We start from the raw sequence: 18733 nt of genomic DNA on the forward strand, positions 1-18733 counted from the left end.
ACTCCCGGCGACGCGGGGCGTGTCGCCGGGAGTTTCCCGCAATGGGCCGCGTTCAGACGCCGACCGACTCCTCCATCTCCTCTTCCGCCTCCTCCACGGACTCCTGGTGTGGGGAGGCAGCGGGGGATTGAGCCTGCGCGGTAGCCCGCTGCCAGCGCTCGAAGAGACCCGCCACCCCCGTGACCACCAGGCCGAGCAGGAGCCAGCCCGCCAGCGTCCACACGTGTCCGGCGGTGCCGTGGCCGCCGAAGTAGAGGTGGCTGCGGATGCCCTCGACAAATCCGGCGCCGTTCCAGAAGGCGTGCAGCGAGCCGAAGAAGCCGTTCTGGAGTTCCGGCCGGAAGAGACCGCCGGACGACGTGAAGTTGAGCATCACGAAGAGGACCATCATCGCCAGCGTCGTCCAGCGCTTGAGGAACGTATGCAGTCCGACGCCGATGAAGAGGATCCCGGCCGCGTACAGCCACGCCATCGCCCATACGCCCCACAGGCCCTGGTGTACGAGGCCGAAGACGGGCCCGGCGAGCGCCGCGCCGATCAGGCTGACGGCGAACGAGACACCCACGACGAGCCCCGCGCGGGCCCGCATCCGCATCCCGGCCCCCGCGGCGCCGAGGGCCGCCACCGAGGCGTACGAGCCGATGCTCACCGCGACGAGCAGGAAGAACAGGCCCTGGCCCGTGGGGTCGTCGCCCACCGTCGGTGCCACGTCGGAGACCTTCAGGGGGACGCCCTGCTCCGCCGCGACCGGCGTGAAGATCTTCTCGACCGCGATGGCGCTCATGTCGGAGCCCGCGGTGGCCACGAGCACCTCTGGGGTCTTGGCGTCGGGGATGTATGCGCCCGAGATGTCCATCGACCTGAGTGCGTCGACCGCCTCTGCGCGGGAGCCGAGGGTCCGCACGTCGAGGGCGTCGCCCGCCTTGTCCTTGACGGTCTGCGCGAGGACCTGCGTCTGCTCGCCCGATCCGACGACCGCGATCGGCAGGTCGTGCGGCTCCGGCGTGACGAACGCGCCCATGTAGGCGAGGCCCATGCCGAGGCACATCAGCAGCGGCGTCACCAGGTGGAGGAGGACGTGACGGAGCGGGCCGAGTGGTCCGGAGGCGGTTGCCGGGCCGGCAGGTGCCTTGTGGGCGGGCGCCGAGGTGGCGGTCATCGGGAGACCTCTCGAAGTGGTTGGCTTATACACTCATTCTCGGTGTTGTACTGTACAACCATTGGCGGGAAGGGAGAAATCGTGTCCGACCGAGACGGGTCCATCGAGATCATTCAGCGGGAGATGACGGCGTTCGCCCGGCGGGCCCGCGCCACCGCCGCGCGGATGCACCCCGAGCTTTCGCTCGTGTCGTACACACTGCTGAGTCACCTTGAGTTCCAGGGCGGATGCCGGGCCACGGACCTGGCGGCGCACTACACCCTGGACAAGTCGACGATCAGCCGGCAGGTGGGGGCGCTGGAGAAGGGCGGGCTCGTCGAGCGGCGCCAGGACCCGACCGATCACCGGGTGCACGTGCTGCACCTCACCGACCGGGGCAACGAGGTGCTGGCGCAGGTCACCGACGCGCGCCGGGTGGCGTTCCAGGAGCGGCTCACGGACTGGAGCGGCCCGGATCTGGAGAAGTTCGCCGAGTGCCTGCTGCGCTACAACGACGCCGCGTCGCGGGGCGATCTGGACGTCGAATAAGCTTGTACGAGACGTCTCGTCTCGCATATGGTCGGCGCATGACCACAGCACAGCGTGCCCATATCGCCATGTTCTCGATCGCCGCGCACGGGCACGTCAACCCGAGCCTCGAAGTGATCCGCGAACTCGTCGCCCGCGGCCACCGCGTCACGTACGCGATCCCGCACCTCTTCGCCGAGAAGGTCGCCGAGACCGGTGCCGAGCCCGTCCTCCATACGACGACGCTGCCGGGCCCGGACGACGATCCCGAGGCCTGGGGGACCGAACTGATCGACAACATCGAGCCGTTCCTCGCCGACGCGATCGCGACGCTGCCCCAGCTGGCGTCGGCGTACGAAGGCGACGAACCGGACCTCGTCCTGCACGACATCACCAGCTATCCCGCGCGCGTGCTCGCCCGCCGCTGGGGCGTGCCCGAGATCTCGCTCTCGCCGAACCTGGTGGCCTGGGACGGCTACGAGGAAGAGGTCGCGGAGCCGATGTACGCCGAGCTGAAGAGGACCGAACGGGGGCGGGAGTACTACGCGCGCTTTCACGCGTGGCTGGCGGAGAACGGGATCACGCAGCACCCCGATGCCTTTGTCGGACGCCCGCCCCGCTCCCTGGTCCTGATCCCCAAGGCGCTCCAGCCGAACGCGGAGCGGGTCGACGAGACGGTGCATACGTTCGTCGGTGCCTGCCAGGGCGACCGCTCGGCGCAGGGGGACTGGCAGCGGCCCGCCGGCGTGGAGAGGGTGCTGCTCGTCTCGCTCGGCTCGTCCTTCACCAAGCAGCCCGCCTTCTACCGCGAGTGCGTCAAGGCGTTCGGGAATCTGCCCGGGTGGCATGTGGTGCTCCAGGTCGGCAAGCATGTCGGGGCGAGCGAGCTGGGGGACGTACCCGGGAACGTGGAGGTCCGCCAGTGGATCCCGCAGCTCGCGGTGCTCGGGCAGGCCGACGCGTTCATCACCCACGCGGGCGCGGGCGGATGCCAGGAGGGGCTCGCCACGCGGACGCCGATGGTCGCGGTGCCGCAAGCCGTCGACCAGTTCGGCAACGCGGACATGCTGCAAGGTCTCGGGGTGGCCCGGCATATGCCCATGGAGGAGGCCACGGCCGAGACCTTGCGGGAAGCGGTCCTCGGCCTGGTCGACGACCCGGAGGTGGCGCGGCGCCTGGCCGAAGTGGCGGCCGGGATGGCGGGGGAGGGTGGCACGAAGACGGCCGCGGACCTGATCGAGGAGGAGCTGGCGAAAGCGGCCGGGAGGGCCGGGGCGTAAGGCTCCGCGAAGCGTTTCTGTTACGCCCCGGTCATTTCTGTTACGCCCTTGTCATTCGATAACGCTCAGGTAACGCAGGTGGGTTCCAGTATAGGTATTGACTCGTCCTGAAAGGTTGACCGTTACCCCCCACCAAAGGTTGCACGCTCCGGTTCTTGTTACTTGAACCAAGACCTTCTTAGCGTGAGGTGAACGTTCCGCGAACGCCAGGAAGTTGACCCCCATGCGACGAGACATACCGCCCCTCGACGAGGTGCGCCGCATCACCCAGAAGAAGCGCGACGCGTGGTGGACCGTGATTCTGGTCGATCCGGTCGCCACGCCGCTCGTGCGGTGGACGGCGATGCGGACCCGGATCACCCCCAACCAGATCACCTGGGGCGCGTTCTTGCTGGGGCTCGTCTCCGCGGCGTTCTTCGCGCTGGGTGACTGGCAGTGGCTCGTCGCCGGTGCCGTCGTCTACCACTTCAGCTTCATCCTCGACTGCATGGACGGCAAGGTCGCCCGGCTCACCGGAACCGGGTCGGTGTTCGGCGCCTGGCTGGACTTCGTCTTCGACCGGATTCGCGTGATGGCCTGTGCGGTGGCCCTGATGGGCGGCCAGTTCCAACGCACCGGGGACGCCTTCTACATCTGGGCCGCGGTGGCAGTGGTCGCCCTCGACACCCTGCGCTACATCAACGGGCTCGAGATCTTCAAGATCCGTCACACCATGCGCAAGCAGATCAAGGTCCGCATGAGGGCGGCCCGCCGGGCCGAGAACGAGGCCGAGCTGGCCTTCATGGAGGACCTCCTCCGGGACAACCCCGAGGCCGACATCGAGCAGGATCTGCAGAAGACGCTGTCGGAGCAGGGAGTCCCGGAAACCCCGGAGGCTCCGGACGCCGCCCCCAAGCGCCAGGTGATCGACCTGCACCAGGAGTTCCGGCACAAGTTCCCCGCGTATCTGCGGGCGAGGTCCTTCCTGCTGCGCCACCGGATCCGTACGCACCTGGTGAGCGGGATCGAGTTCCAGATGGGCGTCTTCATGATCGGCCCGCTCTTCGACGTGGTGCTTCCGGCGACGATCGTCTCCGGCGCGCTGCTCCTCGTATTCGAGCTGGCGATCATCTACAAGCTGCTGCTTTCGACGCGGGACTTCACGCGCACGATCGACTCCTTCGAGGAGCGCAAGGTCCTGGCCGCGGCGTAGGGGTGTCCAGTCGGCCCGGGCGGTTGTCCCCGTACCCGGGCCGTAACAAGCCCCTTACATCTATGGCGACTTGGTGGGTTTCAGCCCCGTGGTGTCCGATCTGCTGATCGGCACCCGTTTTGTTATTACAGAACCTTGTTGAACAAGTCACAGGTGTATGTAGGTATTGATCTGCGCGCGTCAATCAGACAGGGTTTCGTCCCAACGCCCGGAGATCTTCCGGATCTCAGGGGGCGTCGCAGTGAAGTTTTGAAAACCCCCACATCCCCCCACATCACCACGAGGAGACCCCTCTTCATGGCAACTCACAAGCGTGTCCGTTCGGTGAAGCTCGTGGCGGCGATAGCCACCACGGCCACCGCGGTAGGCGTCACCGTCTTCGCCACCTCGTTCGCAGGCGCGGCAACCCCCGCCGAGGGCAAGGTCTACGGAGCCGACGCCAAGGGCGCCGTGTCCGGCAGCTACATCGTCATGCTCGACGAGAAGGCGAACAAGGGCGCCAAGTCCGACCTGGCCGAGGAGTACGGCGGTTCGCTGAAGCGCAACTACTCCTCCGCCATCAACGGTTTCTCCGCCAAGGACCTCAGCGAGACCGAGGCCAGGCGCCTGGCCGCCGACCCGGCCGTCGGCAAGGTCGTCCAGTCCAAGAAGTTCTCCATCGACGCCACCCAGGACAACCCGCCGTCGTGGGGCCTGGACCGCATCGACCAGGCGGACACCGCCGCCGACAAGAAGTACACGTACCCGGACGCGGCCGGTGAGGGCGCCACGGCGTACGTCATCGACACCGGTGTCCGCGTCAGCCACAAGGACTTCGGCGGCCGTGCCACGTCCGGCTTCGACGCCGTCGACAACGACGACAACGCGGACGACGGCAACGGCCACGGCACGCACGTCGCCGGCACCATCGCCGGTGAGGCGCACGGCGTCGCCAAGAAGGCCAAGATCGTCGCGGTCCGCGTCCTCGACGACCAGGGCTCCGGTACCACCGAGCAGGTCGTCGCGGGCATCGACTGGGTCACCAAGAACCACCAGGGCCCCTCGGTCGCCAACATGAGCCTCGGCGGCGGCGCCGACGAGGCGCTCGACGCGGCGGTCCAGAAGGCGATCGCCTCCGGCGTCACCTTCGCGGTCGCGGCGGGCAACGAGTCCGCTGACGCCGGCCAGGGCTCCCCGGCCCGCGTGAAGGAGGCCATCACGGTCGCCTCCTCCACCAAGGACGACAAGCAGTCGGACTTCTCCAACTTCGGCTCGTCCGTGGACATCTACGCTCCCGGTTCGGACATCACGTCCGACTGGAACACGGATGACGAGGCCACCAACACGATCTCCGGTACGTCGATGGCGACCCCGCACGTCGTCGGCGCCGCCGCCGTCTACCTGGCCGCCCACCCGGACGCCAAGCCGGACGCCGTCTCCAAGGCGCTGACCGACGGCGCGACCCCGGACAAGATCTCCAACCCGAGCGAGGGCACGCCCAACAAGCTGCTCAAGGTCGTCGAGTAACACCCACTGGACCGGCGGCCGTCGCGCCCACCCCCACGGGGCGCGACGGCCGCCTTATGGTGTGCGGATGACGGTCAAGGCATACGCGGCGCTGCTTCGCGGCATCAATGTGGGCGGCAAGAGAAAGCTGCCGATGGGGGAGTTGCGCACGCTGCTCGCCGGGCTCGGATTCGGCGACGTACGCACCCATCTGCAGAGCGGCAACGCGGTCTTCACGGCCGAGGCGGCGGACGACGACACCCTTGCCGGGCGGATCGGCGAGGCCATCCAGCGGCACTTCGGCTTCCCCGTGGAGGTGCTGGTGCGCGACGGGGCGTACTTGAAGGCGGTCGCAGACGCCTGCCCGTTCCCCGCGGACGCGCTCGAAGGCAAGCAGCTGCACGCCACGTACTTCTCCGGTCCTGTGGACACCACCCGGCTCGACGCGCTCGACCAGGCGGCGTTCCTGCCCGAGGAGTTCAGGCTCGGCGACCGCGTGCTCTATCTCTACGCGCCGAACGGCCTCGGCCGCTCCAGGCTGGGCGAGGTCCTCTCGCGGCCGGCCCTGTTCAAGGGCGTCATCGCCACCTCCCGCAACTGGAACACCGTGGCCAAGTTGGTGGAGATGACCGCAGAGAAGACGGGGGAGCCCGACCGTGACTGACCGCACGCCCGCCGTCGAGGCGGCCATCGAGGCCGAACTGCACCTGCTCGCCCCCGAGGTCCGCGCCTCCCCCGAGCTGCTCGGAGAGCTGCTGCACCCGGAATTCACCGAGTTCGGCGTTTCCGGCACCCGCTGGGACCGTGCGTCGATCATCACGGCCCTGACCGAGAGCACCGACCGGACCGGCCGCGCGATCATGACGTCCCGGATGCGGGGCGTCCAGCTCGCCGACGACCTGGTGCACCTCACCTTCGACACGGACAGCAACGGCCGTCTGGCGCACCGCAGTTCACTGTGGCGGCTGTGTGACGGCGCATGGCTCCTCTGGTTCCACCAGGGGACACCGTTCGAAGCGGACCGGCCTTCGGGGGCCTGACCCTGCGGGCCTGATGTGCGAGGCTCGGCTCCATGCGCTACATCATCATCGGGGCAGGGGCGATCGGCGGCACCGTGGGCGGGCGCCTCGCCGAGAGCGGACATGACGTGGTTCTCGTCGCGCGGGGCGCGCACTACGAAGCGGTGCGGGAGGGCGGCCTGCGGGTCAGGACTCCCGACGGGACGCGGACGCACCGGCTTTCCGTCGTCCAAGAACCCGCCGAACTGGGTGAGTTGGGGGCGGACGACGTCCTGTTCCTCGCCGTGAAGACCCAGGACTGCGCGGCGGCCCTCGACGCCTGGAGCGGACGTCCGGTGGCGGGCGGCGGAACCGCGGGCGAGAGACTCGCGCTGGTCTGCGCGCAGAACGGCGTGGAGAGCGAACGCATCGCCCTGCGCCGCTTCCGGCGGGTGTACGGGATGTGCGTCTGGCTGCCCGCGACCCATGTCGAGCCGGGCGCCGTCTCCGCGGCCGGCGCCCCGTACACCGGCATCCTGCACCTCGGCCGCTACCCGAAGGGCACGGACGACACGGCCCGCGACATCTCCGCCGACCTGGAGAAGTCGAAGCTGCTCTCGCCCGTCGTGGCGGACGTGATGCGCTGGAAGTACGGGAAGCTGCTCGCCAACCTCGCCAACGCCGTCGAGGCGGTCACCGGAGTGCTCGGCAGCGACGAGGCCATCGCGCTCTACCGGCGAGCCCGCGCCGAGGGCGAGGCGGTGCTCGCCGCGGCCGGCATCGAGGCGGTGAGCGAGCAGGAGCAGAAGGAGACCCGCGGCGACCGCGTCCACTTCGAGCCCTTCGACGGCTCGGAGCGCGGCGGCGGCTCCTCCTGGCAGAGTCTGAGCCGGGGCACGGGCACGATCGAGGCGGACTACCTCAATGGCGAGATCGCGCTGCTCGGGCGTCTGCACGGAGTGCCGACACCGGTGAACGACGCCTTGCGGAGCGTGGCGAACGCGTTCGCGCGAGAGCGGCGGGAGGCGGGCTCGATGGCGGTGGCCGAGCTGGTGGAGAGCGCGGTCGCGAGGGCGGCCACCGGCTGAGAGGGGCCTCAGTCGGCCACCGAGGTCATCAGGAGCGTCGTACGGCCGTTGTCCTCCGCGACCGCGCGGCCCTGCGTGAAGCCGAGGCGCTTGAGGACGGTGAGGGAGGCGATGTTCTGCGCGTCCACGGTCGCGTGCACCTCGGGCAGGGCCAGCGTCTCATGGCCGTACGAGGTGAGCAGGCGGGCCAGTTCGGTGCCGAGGCCGATGCCCCAGCTGTTACGGGTCAGGCCGTAGACGATCTCGTGGCCGTCGAGCCAGGTCTCGGGTGACGGTTTTATCTCCGCGTGGCCGATATAGCGCCCCTCGTGCCGTACCGCCCAGACCGGAAACTTGTTCTCCGCGTACACGAGGCTGAAGATCCGGCGGAACAGTGAATGGGTCTGCTCCGCGGTCTGCGTCCCGTCTCCGAACCAGTGGCCCACGGCCTCGTCCTGCAACAGCGCGACGAACAGTTCCTCGTCAGCGGCGGCGTAGGGCGAGAGGGTCAGGCGCTCGGAACGGATTACGGGGGTCATCGGCGTGACGCTAGAGCCAGAAGGGAGGCTCGGGCAACCGGATTGGCTTGAACCATACCCCTTCTCACACCGCGGGCCGCGGAAGACCGATCGGGTTGGGAAAGGGCAGCACACCCGCAGCGAGGATCTGCCGCACCGGCCGTTCCAGTGCCGCGAGGAGAGTGTCGGCGTCCCGGGCGGCGAGCGGGCGCAGCAGCCGCGCCGACAGACGGTCCGTGGCGTCCTCGACCAACTCGCGTTCCGTGCGGCCGTGTTCGGTGACGCGGCCGTCCCCGTCGAGCAGGCCACGGCCCCGCAGCCGGTCCACCGCGTGCTCCCAGTCCTCCTCGTCCCACCCGCGGTCCTGCCGGATGGTGTCCGGGTCCACACGGTCGGTGGCGGCGGCGAGCACCAGGGCCTCGCAGGCGTCCAGGCCATGGTCGGCGAGCGTGGCGACATGCGCGTCGCCCCTGAACTCCCGCACGCACGTGACCAGTTGCCAAAGCCGCTGCACCGGGTCGGTCCGCTCGGGCACCTCACGGTTGGCCGTGAACAGCGGGCGGGCCAGCGAGGGGGCGTCCGCGACCATCGCCGCGAGGGGCGGACAGAGGGCGGCTGCCTGGTCGTCGATGTCCGGGACCAGCGCCCGCAGGGCCCGCGCCGTGTAGGCCGCGCGCTCCTCCACGATCCGCCCCGGGTGCGCGTACTGCCATGCGGAGGGCAGGGCCCGCGCCACCATGCCGGGGGCGAAGACCCCGAGCGCGGCGGTCGCCGTACCCGACTCGACCGGGCCCATGGGGGCGGTGCGGGTCGCGAAATAGCCCATCCAGAAACCCTTGAGGCCCAGCGCCCGGCCCATACCGCGGCAGCGCTCCTCGAAGTAGATCACTGCGTGCAGGGGCTCGGTCCGCAGCCAGAGCGTGCGGGATCTGGTGAGGGTCATGAACCCACAAACTAGGCCAGCACGGGAACCCGCGCCACCCGCCCGACCACACGGAACCCGGCGCGTGCCTCGTCGTACCGCCGCACGAGCAGCCGCGCCACCTCCGGTGAGGGGCCGAGGACTTGGGCGAGTACGTCGGCGTCGGCGGCGCCCCGCGCGATGCGGTCCGGCAGAAAACCGGGCGCTATGACGTAGGGCGCCACCGCCACGGTGCGCACACCGAGAGCGCGCAGTTCCCGCACGGCGTCCTGAGTGCGGGGCAGAGATGCGGAGGCGAACGCAGGCCGCACGGCGCACCAACCGGTGTGCCGCCACTCCCGCGCGATTTCAGCGATCACTGCGATCGCCTCCGGGTCGGAGGATCCCGCCGAGGCCAGCACGACCCCGGTCGAGGACTTGTCGGCGGGGCTGAGCCCCGCCTCGTACAGCCGCTGGTCAAGAGCGGTCAGGAGCAGCGGCGAAGGGCCGAGCACCGCCGCCTGCCGGATGCGCAGGCGCGGTGGTGCCTGGCTCAGGACCGCGGGGATGTCCGACTTCGCGTGGAACGCCCGCGTCAGGAGCAGCGGGAGGGCGATGACGTCGCGCACTCCCTCGGCGTCCAGGGACTCGAGGACCTCCGGGACCGAGGGCGAGTTGAAGTCCAAGAAGCCCGTCTCGACCCGAAGCTGCGGCCGTTGTTCCCGCACCCGCCGCACCAGCGCGCGCACCGTCGCGGCATGCCGCGGGTCGCGGCTGCCGTGGGCGATGACGAACAGGACGGGACGGGTACGGGGGAACATGGTGGGCCTCAGCTCTTCACGAGGAGCCCGCGGCTGCGCAGTACGCGCCGCTCGAGCGGGCTGAAGATGAGCAGGTCGATGGCGATGCCGACGATGAGGATGAGGAAGATGGCGAAGAACACCTGCGCCATGCTGCTGTTCGTGCGGCCCGCTTCAAGGAGCTGGCCGAGCCCCATGCCCAGGTCCGGCGACTGCGCGATGATCTCCGCGGCCATGAGCGAGCGCCACGAGAACGCCCAGCCCTGCTTCAGACCGGCGAGGTAGCCGGGGAGCGCGGCCGGCATGACGATGTGCCAGGTGTGGCGCACCCCGGTCGCGCCCAGGGTCCGGCCCGCCCGCAGGAACAGCGGCGGCACCTGGTCGACGCCCGCCACCAGGCCGTTGGCGATCGAGGGCACCGCGCCGAGCAGGATCACCGCGTACATCATCTGGTCGTTGAGCCCCAGCCAGATCACGGCAGGCGGCACCCACGCCACCGAAGGCAGCGACTGGAGTCCCGAGAGGATGGGGCCGATCGCGGCCCTGATGAACCGCACCCGGGCCACGATCAGGCCGAGCGGCGTACCGATCGCGAGGGCCATCAGGAAGCCGAGCAGACCGCGCGATACGGACGTCCAGATGTACTCCAGGAGCGTGCCCTGGAGCCAGGCGTCCTCCACCTCGTGCCAGACGTCGGCGGGCGGCGGCAGCTTGTAGGTGTCGGTCACCTTCGCCCACACCAGGATCTGCCACACCACTAGAACCAGCACGACGGCGGTCACCGGGGGCAGGATCTTCTGCACGAAGGTCTGCCGGAAGGGCGTACGCCCGGTCTGGACCGCGTCCAGGGCGTCGAGACCCGCCTCCAGACCGGCCAGGTCCTGGCTGCCGTCCCGGTCGGTCTTGTCGACCGGGGTGTCAGTGCTGGCCATGTCGGCGGATCTCCCCACGCAGTTGTTCGGTGATCTCGACGGACAGTTCCGCCACGGCGGAGTCCTCGATGCGGCGCGGGTGGGGGATGTCCACCCGCCACTCGTGCGCCACGCGGCCCGGACGCGACGAGAGGAGCACGACGCGCTCGGCGAGGCGGACCGCCTCGCGCACGTTGTGCGTGACGAAGAGGACGGAGACGTCGGTCTCGCGCCAGATGCGGGTCAGCTCGTCGTGCAGGACGTCCCGCGTGATCGCGTCGAGCGCCGCGAACGGCTCGTCCATCAGCAGGATCTTGGCGTCCTGCGCGAGCGCGCGGGCCAGCGCGACGCGCTGGCGCATGCCGCCGGACAGCTCGTGCACCCGCTTGCCGTACGCCCCTTGCAGCCGTACGAGACCGAGGAGCTCCTCGGCCCGCTCGCGCCGCTCCGCCTTCGCGACGCCGCGCAGCTTCAGGGCGAGTTCGATGTTCTTGCCCGCGGTCAGCCACGGGAAGAGCGCGTGCTCCTGGAACATCAGGGCGGGGCGGCCGTCCGTCGCGATGGCGCCCGCCGTGGGCTTGTCGAGCCCGGCCACCAGATTGAGCAGCGTCGACTTGCCGCAGCCCGAGGCTCCCAGGAGGGTGACGAACTCGCCAGGAGCGACATCGAGGGTGATGTCGTCCAGGACGAGCTGCTGCCCGGCGGGTGTGGCGAAGGACTTCGAGACATGCTCGATCCGGGCTGCGTGCGGGGCGGCCGAGATGTCCTCGGCCGCCTTGGCGAGGGTGGTGGTCGCCATGGTCGTCACCTCCTGGGAACTGGTCTGATTCCGGGGTTACTTGACGCCGAGACCGGCGTCGTCGACCGCGGGCTCGCCCTCGGCCTTGAGGACCTTGTTCAGCGGCTTCAGGTCGTAGATGCCCTTGAGGTTCGGCTTGTCCAGGAGACCCGCCTTGACCGCGTGCTTCGCCTCGGAGTCGAGGGTCGCCGCCAGCGGGTCGTCCGTGGTCTGGATGGACTTCCACGCCGGGTCGATGACCTTGGCGGGCAGCTCCTTGCCGGACGCCTCCTTGAGGGCGGCGTTGGCGGAGGCCTTGGCCTTGTCCGGGTTGGCCTTGATCCAGTCATTGGTCTTCACCGAGCCGCGCAGCACGGCCTCGACGACCTTCGGGTGCTCCTTGAGGAACGACTGCGACACGATGATGTTCGTGATCACGAACTTCTTGTCCGGCCACAGGTCGGCCTCGTCGAGGATCACCTTGCCGCCCTCGGCGACCAGCTTCGAGGCGGTCGGCTCGGGCACCCAGGCACCGTCGATCGAGCCGGACTTGTAGGCATCCGGGGTGATCTTGTTGTCGGTGCGGACGACCGAGACATCGCCCTTGCCGCTCTCCGCGTCGACCTTCCAGCCCTTCTCGGCGATCCAGTTGAGGAAGGCCACGTCCTGGGTGTTGCCGAGCTGCGGCGTCGCGATCTTCTTGCCCTTGACGTCGTCCAGGGACTTGATCTTGTCCGGGTTGACCACCAGCTTCACGCCACCGGAGGCCGAGCCGCCGATGATGCGCAGGTTCTTGCCCTGGGACTTGGTGTAGCCGTTGATGGCGGGCGACGGGCCGATCCAGCCGATGTCGATCGACTTCGAGTTCAGCGCCTCGATCTCGGAGGGGCCCGCGTTGAACTGCGTGTACTTCGCCTTCGTCGCGCCCAGTTCCTTCTGGAACAGGCCCTCCTGGTCGCCGACGAGCGCGGTGGCGTGCGTGAGGTTCGGGAAGTACCCGATCTTCACCTCGTCAAGGCCCTCGATCTTCTTGGCCCCGGCGGCGACGTTGGCCTTGTCGTTCTTGTCCGAGTCCGCGTCGGAGCCGTAGCCGCAGGAGGTGAGCACCACGGCGAGCAACGGCAGGGCGGCTACGGCGGCCAGGGCACGGCGGCCGCCGGTGGCACGAGGGAGCGGGAAGCTGGCAGGCACGGGAGGTGGTCCTCTCGTTGGCCCGGCACTCACGCCGTCAGGACGTGGCCGGGAGGTCGGCAGGTTTTCGTCTTCGCTGGTCGAACTCGCGGGGGGTGTGGGCGCGCAGGCAGTGCGCGTACGTCATCACGCACATCGCCCGACCCCGCCCTGCCCGCTGCCGAGGGCGCCGCTGCCGATGCGGCCGCCCTCCTTCGCGAAGGTCGAGAAGTAGTCGATGGAGGTCATGGCTAGAAGTCCCAGCCCTCGTCGTCCGCCGCCGCCGGCTCGGCCTTGTCGGCCGCCTCGGTGGTGGTGGCGAACGCGTCGCCCGCCATGCCCGCCGCGAGCGTGGTGCCGTCCGCCGGGTCGATGAGCAGGAACGAGCCGGTGCGACGCGACGCGGCGTACGAGTCGACCGCGATCGGCTCGGCGGTGCGTACGAGGACACGGCCGATGTCGTTGGCGACCAGCTGGCCGGGGGCCGGGTGCTGGGAGAGGTCGTCCAGGGTGAGCCGCGAGGGGATCTCCTTGACGATGGCCTTGACCGTGCGCGTGGTGTGCTTGAGCAGCACACGCTGGCCGACCTTCAACGCGGTGTCCGCGACGTGGCAGACCGTCGCCGAGATGTCCTGCGAGCTCGGCGGCTCGTCGCCGCTCGGCACGATCAGGTCGCCGCGCGAGATGTCGATGTCGCTCTCCAGAAGCAGCGTCACGGACTGCGGCGTCCAGGCGACGTCCACCTGCTTGCCGAGCAGGTCGATGCCCGCGATCTTCGACGTCTTGCCCGAGGGAAGCACGGTCACGGACTCGCCGACCCGGAAGGTGCCCGCCGCGATCTGTCCCGCGTAGCCCCGGTAGTCGGGGTGCTCGGCGGTCTGCGGGCGGATCACGTACTGGACGGGGAGACGCGCGTGGCAGGAGGTCAGGTCGTGGCTGACCGGGACCGTCTCCAGGTGTTCGAGGACGGTGGGGCCGCCGTACCAGTCCATGTTGGAGGACGGCTCGACGACATTGTCACCGGCGAGCGCCGAGATCGGGATCGCGGTGATCTCCGGGACGCCCAACTCACTCGCGTACGCGGTGAATTCCTTGGCGATCTCCGCGAAGACGGTCTCCTCGTACTCCACGAGGTCCATCTTGTTCACGGCGAGCACCACGTGCGGGACGCGAAGGAGCGCGGCGACGGCGGCGTGCCTGCGGGTCTGCTCGATGACGCCGTTGCGGGCGTCCACCAGGACCACGGCCAGGTCGGCGGTGGAGGCACCGGTGACCATGTTCCGCGTGTACTGCACATGCCCCGGGGTGTCGGCGAGGATGAACCGGCGCCGCGCGGTGGCGAAGTAGCGGTAGGCCACGTCGATGGTGATGCCCTGCTCACGCTCGGCCCGAAGACCGTCGGTGAGCAGCGCGAGGTCGGGCGTCTCCTGGCCGCGGCCGAGCGAGACGCGTTCCACGGCCTCCAGCTGGTCGGTGAGGACCGACTTGGAGTCGTGCAGGAGGCGGCCCACGAGGGTGGACTTGCCGTCGTCGACGGACCCCGCGGTGGCGAACCGCAGCAGGGTGGTGGCCGAGAGCTGCTCGGTGGAGAGCGGCTGCGCCTTGTCGGGTTCGGTGGTGCTGGTCATGGTTAGAAGTACCCCTCGCGCTTGCGGTCTTCCATCGCGGCCTCGGACATCTTGTCGTCGGCGCGGGTGGCACCGCGCTCGGTCAGCCGCGACGCGGCGATCTCGGCGATGACGGCGTCCAGCGTGGTGGCGTCGGAGTCGACGGCACCGGTGCAGGACATGTCGCCGACGGTGCGGTAGCGGACGAGCCGCTTCTCCACCGTCTCGTCGTCCTTGGGGCCGCCCCACTCACCGGCGGTCAGCCACATGCCCGAGCGCGAGAACACGTCCCGCTCGTGCGCGAAGTAGATCTGGGGGAGCTCGATGCCCTCGCGGGCGATGTACTGCCACACGTCCAGCTCGGTCCAGTTGGACAGCGGGAAGACGCGGACGTGCTCGCCCGGCGCGTGGCGGCCGTTGTAGAGCTGCCACAGCTCGGGGCGCTGGCGGCGCGGGTCCCACTGCGAGAACTCGTCCCGCAGCGAGAACACCCGCTCCTTGGCGCGCGCCTTCTCCTCGTCACGGCGTCCGCCGCCGAAGACCGCGTCGAACTTCTCGCTCTGGATCTTCTCGGTGAGCGGCACGGTCTGCAGCGGGTTGCGTGTCCCGTCCGGGCGCTCGCGCAGCTTGCCCGCGTCGATGTACTCCTGCACGGAGGCGACGTGCAGCCGCAGACCGTGCTCGGCGACGACGCGGTCGCGGTACTCGATGACCTCGGGGAAGTTGTGCCCGGTGTCGACGTGCAGCAGCGTGAAGGGGACCGCCGCCGGGGCGAACGCCTTCAGCGCCAGGTGCAGCATGACGATGGAGTCCTTGCCGCCGGAGAAGAGGATCACCGGCCGCTCGAACTCCCCCGCCACCTCGCGGAAGATGTGCACGCCCTCGGACTCCAGGGCGTCCAAGTGGGACAGTGCGTAGGGGCTGTCCGTCCCCTCGGTCACAGTGGCCACAGTGGTGGTCATGCCAGACCCCTCTCGATGAGCAGCGCGCGCACGGCCGCCGCGGACTCCTGCACGGTCTGGTCCTGGGACTCGATGCGCAGATCGGGCGACTCGGGTGCCTCGTAGGGGTCGTCGACGCCGGTGAGCCCGGAGATCTCGCCGGCCGCCTGCTTGGCGTACAGACCCTTCACGTCGCGTACGGAGCAGACCTCCACCGGCGTGGCCACATGGACCTCCAGGTAGGGCGTGCCGCCCCCCTGGTGGCGCTTGCGCACCGCCTCACGGCTGTCGGCGAAGGGCGCGATCACCGGCACCAGGACCTTCACGCCGTTGCGTGCGAGCAGCTCGGCGACGAAGCCGATGCGCTGCACGTTGGTGTGCCGGTCCTCGCGGCTGAAGCCGAGGCCCGACGAGAGGAACTCGCGGATCTCGTCGCCGTCGAGCACCTCGACCTGGTGGCCCTCGTCGCGCAGCTTGCCCGCGAGTTCGTACGCGATGGTGGTCTTGCCCGCGCTGGGCAGGCCGGTGAGCCAGATGGTGGCTCCGGTGGTCACGCGCTTCTCCGATTCATTCTGAGGCTCTGTCATCAGCTGAGGCTCTGTCATCAGTGGATCCCGCACTCGGTCTTGGCGTTGCCCGCCCACCGCCCGGCGCGCGCGTCCTCGCCCTCCAGGAGACGGCGGGTGCAGGGGGCGCAGCCCACGGAGCCGTAGCCGTCCATGAGGAGGGGGTTGGTGAGGACGCCGTGCTCGGCGACGTAGGCGTCCACGTCGTCCTGAGTCCAGCGGGCGATCGGCGAGACCTTGACCTTGCGGCGCTTCTCGTCCCAGCCGACGACCGGGGTGTTCGCCCGGGTCGGGGACTCGTCGCGGCGCAGTCCTGTGGCCCACGCGGCGTACGAAGTCAGGCCCTCCTCAAGGGGCTTGACCTTCCGCATGGCGCAGCACAGGTCCGGGTTGCGGTCGTGCAGCTTCGCGCCGAACTCGGCGTCCTGCTCGGCGACGGACTGCCGCGGCGTGAGCGTGATGACGTTGACGTCCATCACGGCGGCGACGGCGTCACGGGTGCCGATGGTCTCGGGGAAGTGGTAGCCGGTGTCGAGGAACACGACGTCCACGCCGGGGCGCGCCCGGGAGGCGAGATGGGCGACGACGGCGTCCTCCATGGAGGAGGTCACGCAGAAGCGCTCCCCGAAGGTGTCGACGGCCCACTGGAGGATCTCAAGGGCGGTGGCGTCCTCGAGGTCGCGCCCGGCCTGCTCGGCGAGAGCCTTCAATTCCTCGTCGGTGCGCTGCTCTTGACTCTGAACGGCTGTCATATCTCTTCCCCTCCACCGTCGTTGCGCTGAACCCCACGGGCGAGGAGCCCGAGGAACTTCAACTGGAAGGCGCGATTGCACGCGGCGCATTCCCAGGCGCCGTGACCGGTCTCGTTGGGACGCAGGTCCTCGTCACCGCAGTAGGGGCAGTGGAACGGAGCGGCACGCTCGCTCATGACAGTGCCTCCTCGCTGGCACGGCCCACCCAGGTGGCGAAGCGCTCGTCGTCCACGCGCTCCTCCTGGAAGCGCTTGAGGACCCGCTCGACGTAGTCGGGCAGCTCGGCCGAAGTGACCTTCAGGCCACGGACCTTGCGGCCGAACCCGGCGTCGAGGCCGAGAGCGCCGCCCAGGTGCACCTGGAAGCCCTCGACCTGATTGCCCTCGCCGTCCAGGACCAACTGCCCCTTGAGGCCGATGTCGGCGACCTGGATACGGGCGCAGGCGTTGGGGCAGCCGTTGATGTTGATGGTGATCGGCTGGTCGAACTCCGGGATGCGGCGCTCCAGTTCATCGATGAGCTGGGAGCCGCGCGCCTTGGTCTCGACGATCGCCAGCTTGCAGAACTCGATGCCGGTGCAGGCCATCGTGCCGCGCCGGAAGGGGGAGGGAGTGACCCGCAGATCAAGGGCTTCGAGCCCAGCCACGAGGGACTCGACCTGCGCCTCTTCGACGTCGAGCACGATCATCTTCTGCTCGGCGGTGGTACGGAGCCGTCCCGAGCCGTGCGCGGCGGCGACGTCGGCGATCTTCGTGAGCGTGGTGCCGTCCACGCGGCCGACGCGGGGGGCGAAGCCGACGTAGAAACGGCCGTCCTTCTGCTTGTGCACGCCGAGGTGGTCGCGCCAGGTGCCCGCGGGCTGCTCGGGGGCGGGCCCGTCGACGAGCTCGCGCTTGAGGTACTCGTCCTGAAGGACCTGCCGGAACTTCTCGGGGCCCCAGTCGGCGACGAGGAACTTCAACCGGGCGCGGGTGCGAAGGCGCCGGTAGCCGTAGTCACGGAAGATGCCGATGACGCCGGTCCAGACGTCCGGCACCTCGTCGAGCGGCACCCAGGCGCCGAGCCGCACACCCAGCTTGGGGTTGGTGGAGAGCCCGCCGCCGACCCAGAGGTCGAAGCCGGGCCCGTGCTCGGGGTGGTCGACGCCGACGAAGGCGACGTCATTGATCTCATGCGCGACATCGAGCTGAGGAGAACCCGAGATGGCCGTCTTGAACTTGCGCGGCAGGTTCGAGTACTCCGGGTTGCCGATGAAGCGGCGCTGGATCTCGTCGATGGCGGAGGAGCCGTCGATGATCTCGTTCTCGGCGACACCGGCGACGGGCGAACCGAGGATGACGCGGGGCGTGTCACCGCAGGCCTCGGTCGTGGAGAGCCCCACGGCTTCGAGCCGCTCCCAGATGGCGGGAACGTCCTCGATGCGAATCCAGTGATACTGCACGTTCTGCCGGTCGGTGAGGTCGGCGGTGCCGCGCGCGAACTCCTGCGAGATCTCGCCGATGACGCGCAGCTGCTCGGTGGTCAGCCGGCCGCCGTCGATGCGCACCCGGAGCATGAAGTACTCGTCGTCCAGCTCCTCCGGCTCCAGGATCGCGGTCTTGCCGCCGTCGATCCCCTGCCGGCGCTGGGTGTAAAGCCCCCACCAGCGCATACGTCCACGGAGATCGTTCGGGTCGATCGAGTCGAAGCCACGCTTGGAGTAGATCGTCTCAATGCGTGTCCGCACATTGAGACCGTCGTCGTCCTTCTTGAACTGTTCGTTCCCGTTCAGCGGCGTGAAGTGGCCCACGGCCCACTGGCCCTCACCACGGTGACGGCTCACCTTGCGCCGGGGCGCGGCAGTCGTGGGCTTTTCGGGGGTGGCAGCCATGGCTATACGTCCTTCAAGGCGGGCTGAGGTCGGCTTCGACCTGCACACTTCGCGCAGGGGCGCGGCGGCGCGCAGGGAGAAAGGCAGAAAGAGAGATGCGGCGGTGCTGGTGCTGTCAGCTCGCCGGACACATGGCGCTGGACATGCGGCAGAGATCGACGTGACGTCGACTCACCAAGGCAATTCCAGTGCGATCCATGACGGAAGCGTGTCACGGGACTTTCGGCCCAG

Annotated in this window: 21 protein-coding genes; 7 read left to right on the forward strand and 14 right to left on the reverse strand. The window is 69.3% G+C overall.

The genetic code is table 11. The features are described from left to right. Positions 1-52: 52 nt before the first annotated feature. Positions 53-1159: a hypothetical protein gene (locus ACGFX9_RS11755; protein WP_393468734.1), complete on the reverse strand. Its 1107-nt coding sequence runs from the start codon at positions 1157-1159 to the stop codon at positions 53-55. A gap of 123 nt (positions 1160-1282) precedes the next feature. On the opposite strand from ACGFX9_RS11755, the gene ACGFX9_RS11760 reads away from it, so the two are divergent. From ACGFX9_RS11760 to ACGFX9_RS11790, 7 genes are all read left to right on the forward strand, one after another. Continuing rightward, positions 1283-1687 carry a MarR family winged helix-turn-helix transcriptional regulator gene (locus tag ACGFX9_RS11760; RefSeq protein ID WP_393470412.1) on the forward strand — a complete coding sequence of 135 codons (405 nt, stop codon included), beginning with the start codon at positions 1283-1285 and terminating at the stop codon, positions 1685-1687. Positions 1688-1725: 38 nt separating this feature from the next. After that, positions 1726-2946 (forward strand): macrolide-inactivating glycosyltransferase, encoded by a 1221-nt coding sequence (mgt, locus tag ACGFX9_RS11765; RefSeq protein WP_393468737.1) that lies wholly within the window; start codon positions 1726-1728, stop codon positions 2944-2946. Positions 2947-3169: 223 nt separating this feature from the next. After that, positions 3170-4138, forward strand: a complete 969-nt coding sequence (locus ACGFX9_RS11770; protein WP_393468740.1) for a CDP-alcohol phosphatidyltransferase family protein — start codon at positions 3170-3172, stop codon at positions 4136-4138. A 297-nt stretch (positions 4139-4435) separates the two neighbouring features. Further along, positions 4436-5644, forward strand: coding sequence for a S8 family serine peptidase (locus ACGFX9_RS11775; RefSeq protein WP_393468743.1), 1209 nt, complete (start codon positions 4436-4438; stop codon positions 5642-5644). Positions 5645-5711: 67 nt separating this feature from the next. Next, complete coding sequence (locus tag ACGFX9_RS11780) at positions 5712-6287, forward strand: DUF1697 domain-containing protein (protein ID WP_393468746.1); 576 nt, start codon at positions 5712-5714, stop codon at positions 6285-6287. Further along, positions 6280-6663, forward strand: coding sequence for a DUF4440 domain-containing protein (locus ACGFX9_RS11785; RefSeq protein ID WP_393468749.1), 384 nt, complete (start codon positions 6280-6282; stop codon positions 6661-6663). Before ACGFX9_RS11780 ends, ACGFX9_RS11785 begins: the two co-directional genes overlap by 8 nt. A gap of 32 nt (positions 6664-6695) precedes the next feature. Continuing rightward, complete coding sequence (locus ACGFX9_RS11790; RefSeq protein WP_393468752.1) at positions 6696-7709, forward strand: ketopantoate reductase family protein; 1014 nt, start codon at positions 6696-6698, stop codon at positions 7707-7709. 8 nt (positions 7710-7717) lie between these two features. Here the strand turns inward: ACGFX9_RS11790 and ACGFX9_RS11795 are convergent, their stop codons facing one another. The 13 genes from ACGFX9_RS11795 to ACGFX9_RS11855 form a co-directional block, all read right to left on the reverse strand. Beyond that, complete coding sequence (locus ACGFX9_RS11795) at positions 7718-8227, reverse strand: GNAT family N-acetyltransferase (RefSeq protein ID WP_393468755.1); 510 nt, start codon at positions 8225-8227, stop codon at positions 7718-7720. A gap of 64 nt (positions 8228-8291) precedes the next feature. Then, on the reverse strand, positions 8292-9149 hold the full coding sequence (locus tag ACGFX9_RS11800; RefSeq protein ID WP_393468758.1) for a hypothetical protein: 858 nt from the start codon (positions 9147-9149) through the stop codon (positions 8292-8294). Between the two features lie 11 nt (positions 9150-9160). Beyond that, positions 9161-9928 carry a sirohydrochlorin chelatase gene (locus tag ACGFX9_RS11805; protein ID WP_393468761.1) on the reverse strand — a complete coding sequence of 256 codons (768 nt, stop codon included), beginning with the start codon at positions 9926-9928 and terminating at the stop codon, positions 9161-9163. 8 nt (positions 9929-9936) lie between these two features. Beyond that, the gene (locus ACGFX9_RS11810; RefSeq protein WP_393468764.1) at positions 9937-10839 is read right to left on the reverse strand and encodes an ABC transporter permease; all 903 of its coding nucleotides are present in this window, start codon (positions 10837-10839) and stop codon (positions 9937-9939) included. Beyond that, the gene (locus tag ACGFX9_RS11815) at positions 10826-11617 is read right to left on the reverse strand and encodes an ABC transporter ATP-binding protein (protein ID WP_393468767.1); all 792 of its coding nucleotides are present in this window, start codon (positions 11615-11617) and stop codon (positions 10826-10828) included. The genes ACGFX9_RS11810 and ACGFX9_RS11815 overlap by 14 nt, the downstream gene beginning before the upstream one ends. A gap of 36 nt (positions 11618-11653) precedes the next feature. Continuing rightward, positions 11654-12787, reverse strand: a complete 1134-nt coding sequence (locus ACGFX9_RS11820; protein WP_393468770.1) for an aliphatic sulfonate ABC transporter substrate-binding protein — start codon at positions 12785-12787, stop codon at positions 11654-11656. Between the two features lie 230 nt (positions 12788-13017). Continuing rightward, complete coding sequence (locus ACGFX9_RS11825; protein WP_393468774.1) at positions 13018-14394, reverse strand: sulfate adenylyltransferase subunit 1; 1377 nt, start codon at positions 14392-14394, stop codon at positions 13018-13020. Between the two features lie 2 nt (positions 14395-14396). Continuing rightward, the gene (gene cysD, locus ACGFX9_RS11830) at positions 14397-15335 is read right to left on the reverse strand and encodes a sulfate adenylyltransferase subunit CysD (RefSeq protein WP_393468777.1); all 939 of its coding nucleotides are present in this window, start codon (positions 15333-15335) and stop codon (positions 14397-14399) included. Beyond that, positions 15332-15901, reverse strand: coding sequence for an adenylyl-sulfate kinase (gene cysC, locus ACGFX9_RS11835; RefSeq protein WP_393468780.1), 570 nt, complete (start codon positions 15899-15901; stop codon positions 15332-15334). The genes cysD and cysC overlap by 4 nt, the downstream gene beginning before the upstream one ends. A 17-nt stretch (positions 15902-15918) precedes the next feature. Beyond that, a complete protein-coding gene (locus tag ACGFX9_RS11840) occupies positions 15919-16632 on the reverse strand; it encodes a phosphoadenylyl-sulfate reductase (RefSeq protein ID WP_393468783.1) in 714 nt (237 codons plus the stop codon). Beyond that, a complete protein-coding gene (locus ACGFX9_RS11845) occupies positions 16629-16808 on the reverse strand; it encodes a hypothetical protein (RefSeq protein WP_393468786.1) in 180 nt (59 codons plus the stop codon). The genes ACGFX9_RS11840 and ACGFX9_RS11845 overlap by 4 nt, the downstream gene beginning before the upstream one ends. Further along, positions 16805-18502: a nitrite/sulfite reductase gene (locus ACGFX9_RS11850; RefSeq protein ID WP_393468789.1), complete on the reverse strand. Its 1698-nt coding sequence runs from the start codon at positions 18500-18502 to the stop codon at positions 16805-16807. The genes ACGFX9_RS11845 and ACGFX9_RS11850 overlap by 4 nt, the downstream gene beginning before the upstream one ends. Positions 18503-18617: 115 nt before the next feature. Beyond that, positions 18618-18701: a putative leader peptide gene (locus ACGFX9_RS11855; protein WP_323178717.1), complete on the reverse strand. Its 84-nt coding sequence runs from the start codon at positions 18699-18701 to the stop codon at positions 18618-18620. Positions 18702-18733 lie beyond the last annotated feature (32 nt).

Origin of the sequence: Streptomyces sp. NPDC048436 (assembly GCF_043200355.1) — a bacterium.
Lineage (GTDB): Bacteria > Actinomycetota > Actinomycetes > Streptomycetales > Streptomycetaceae > Streptomyces.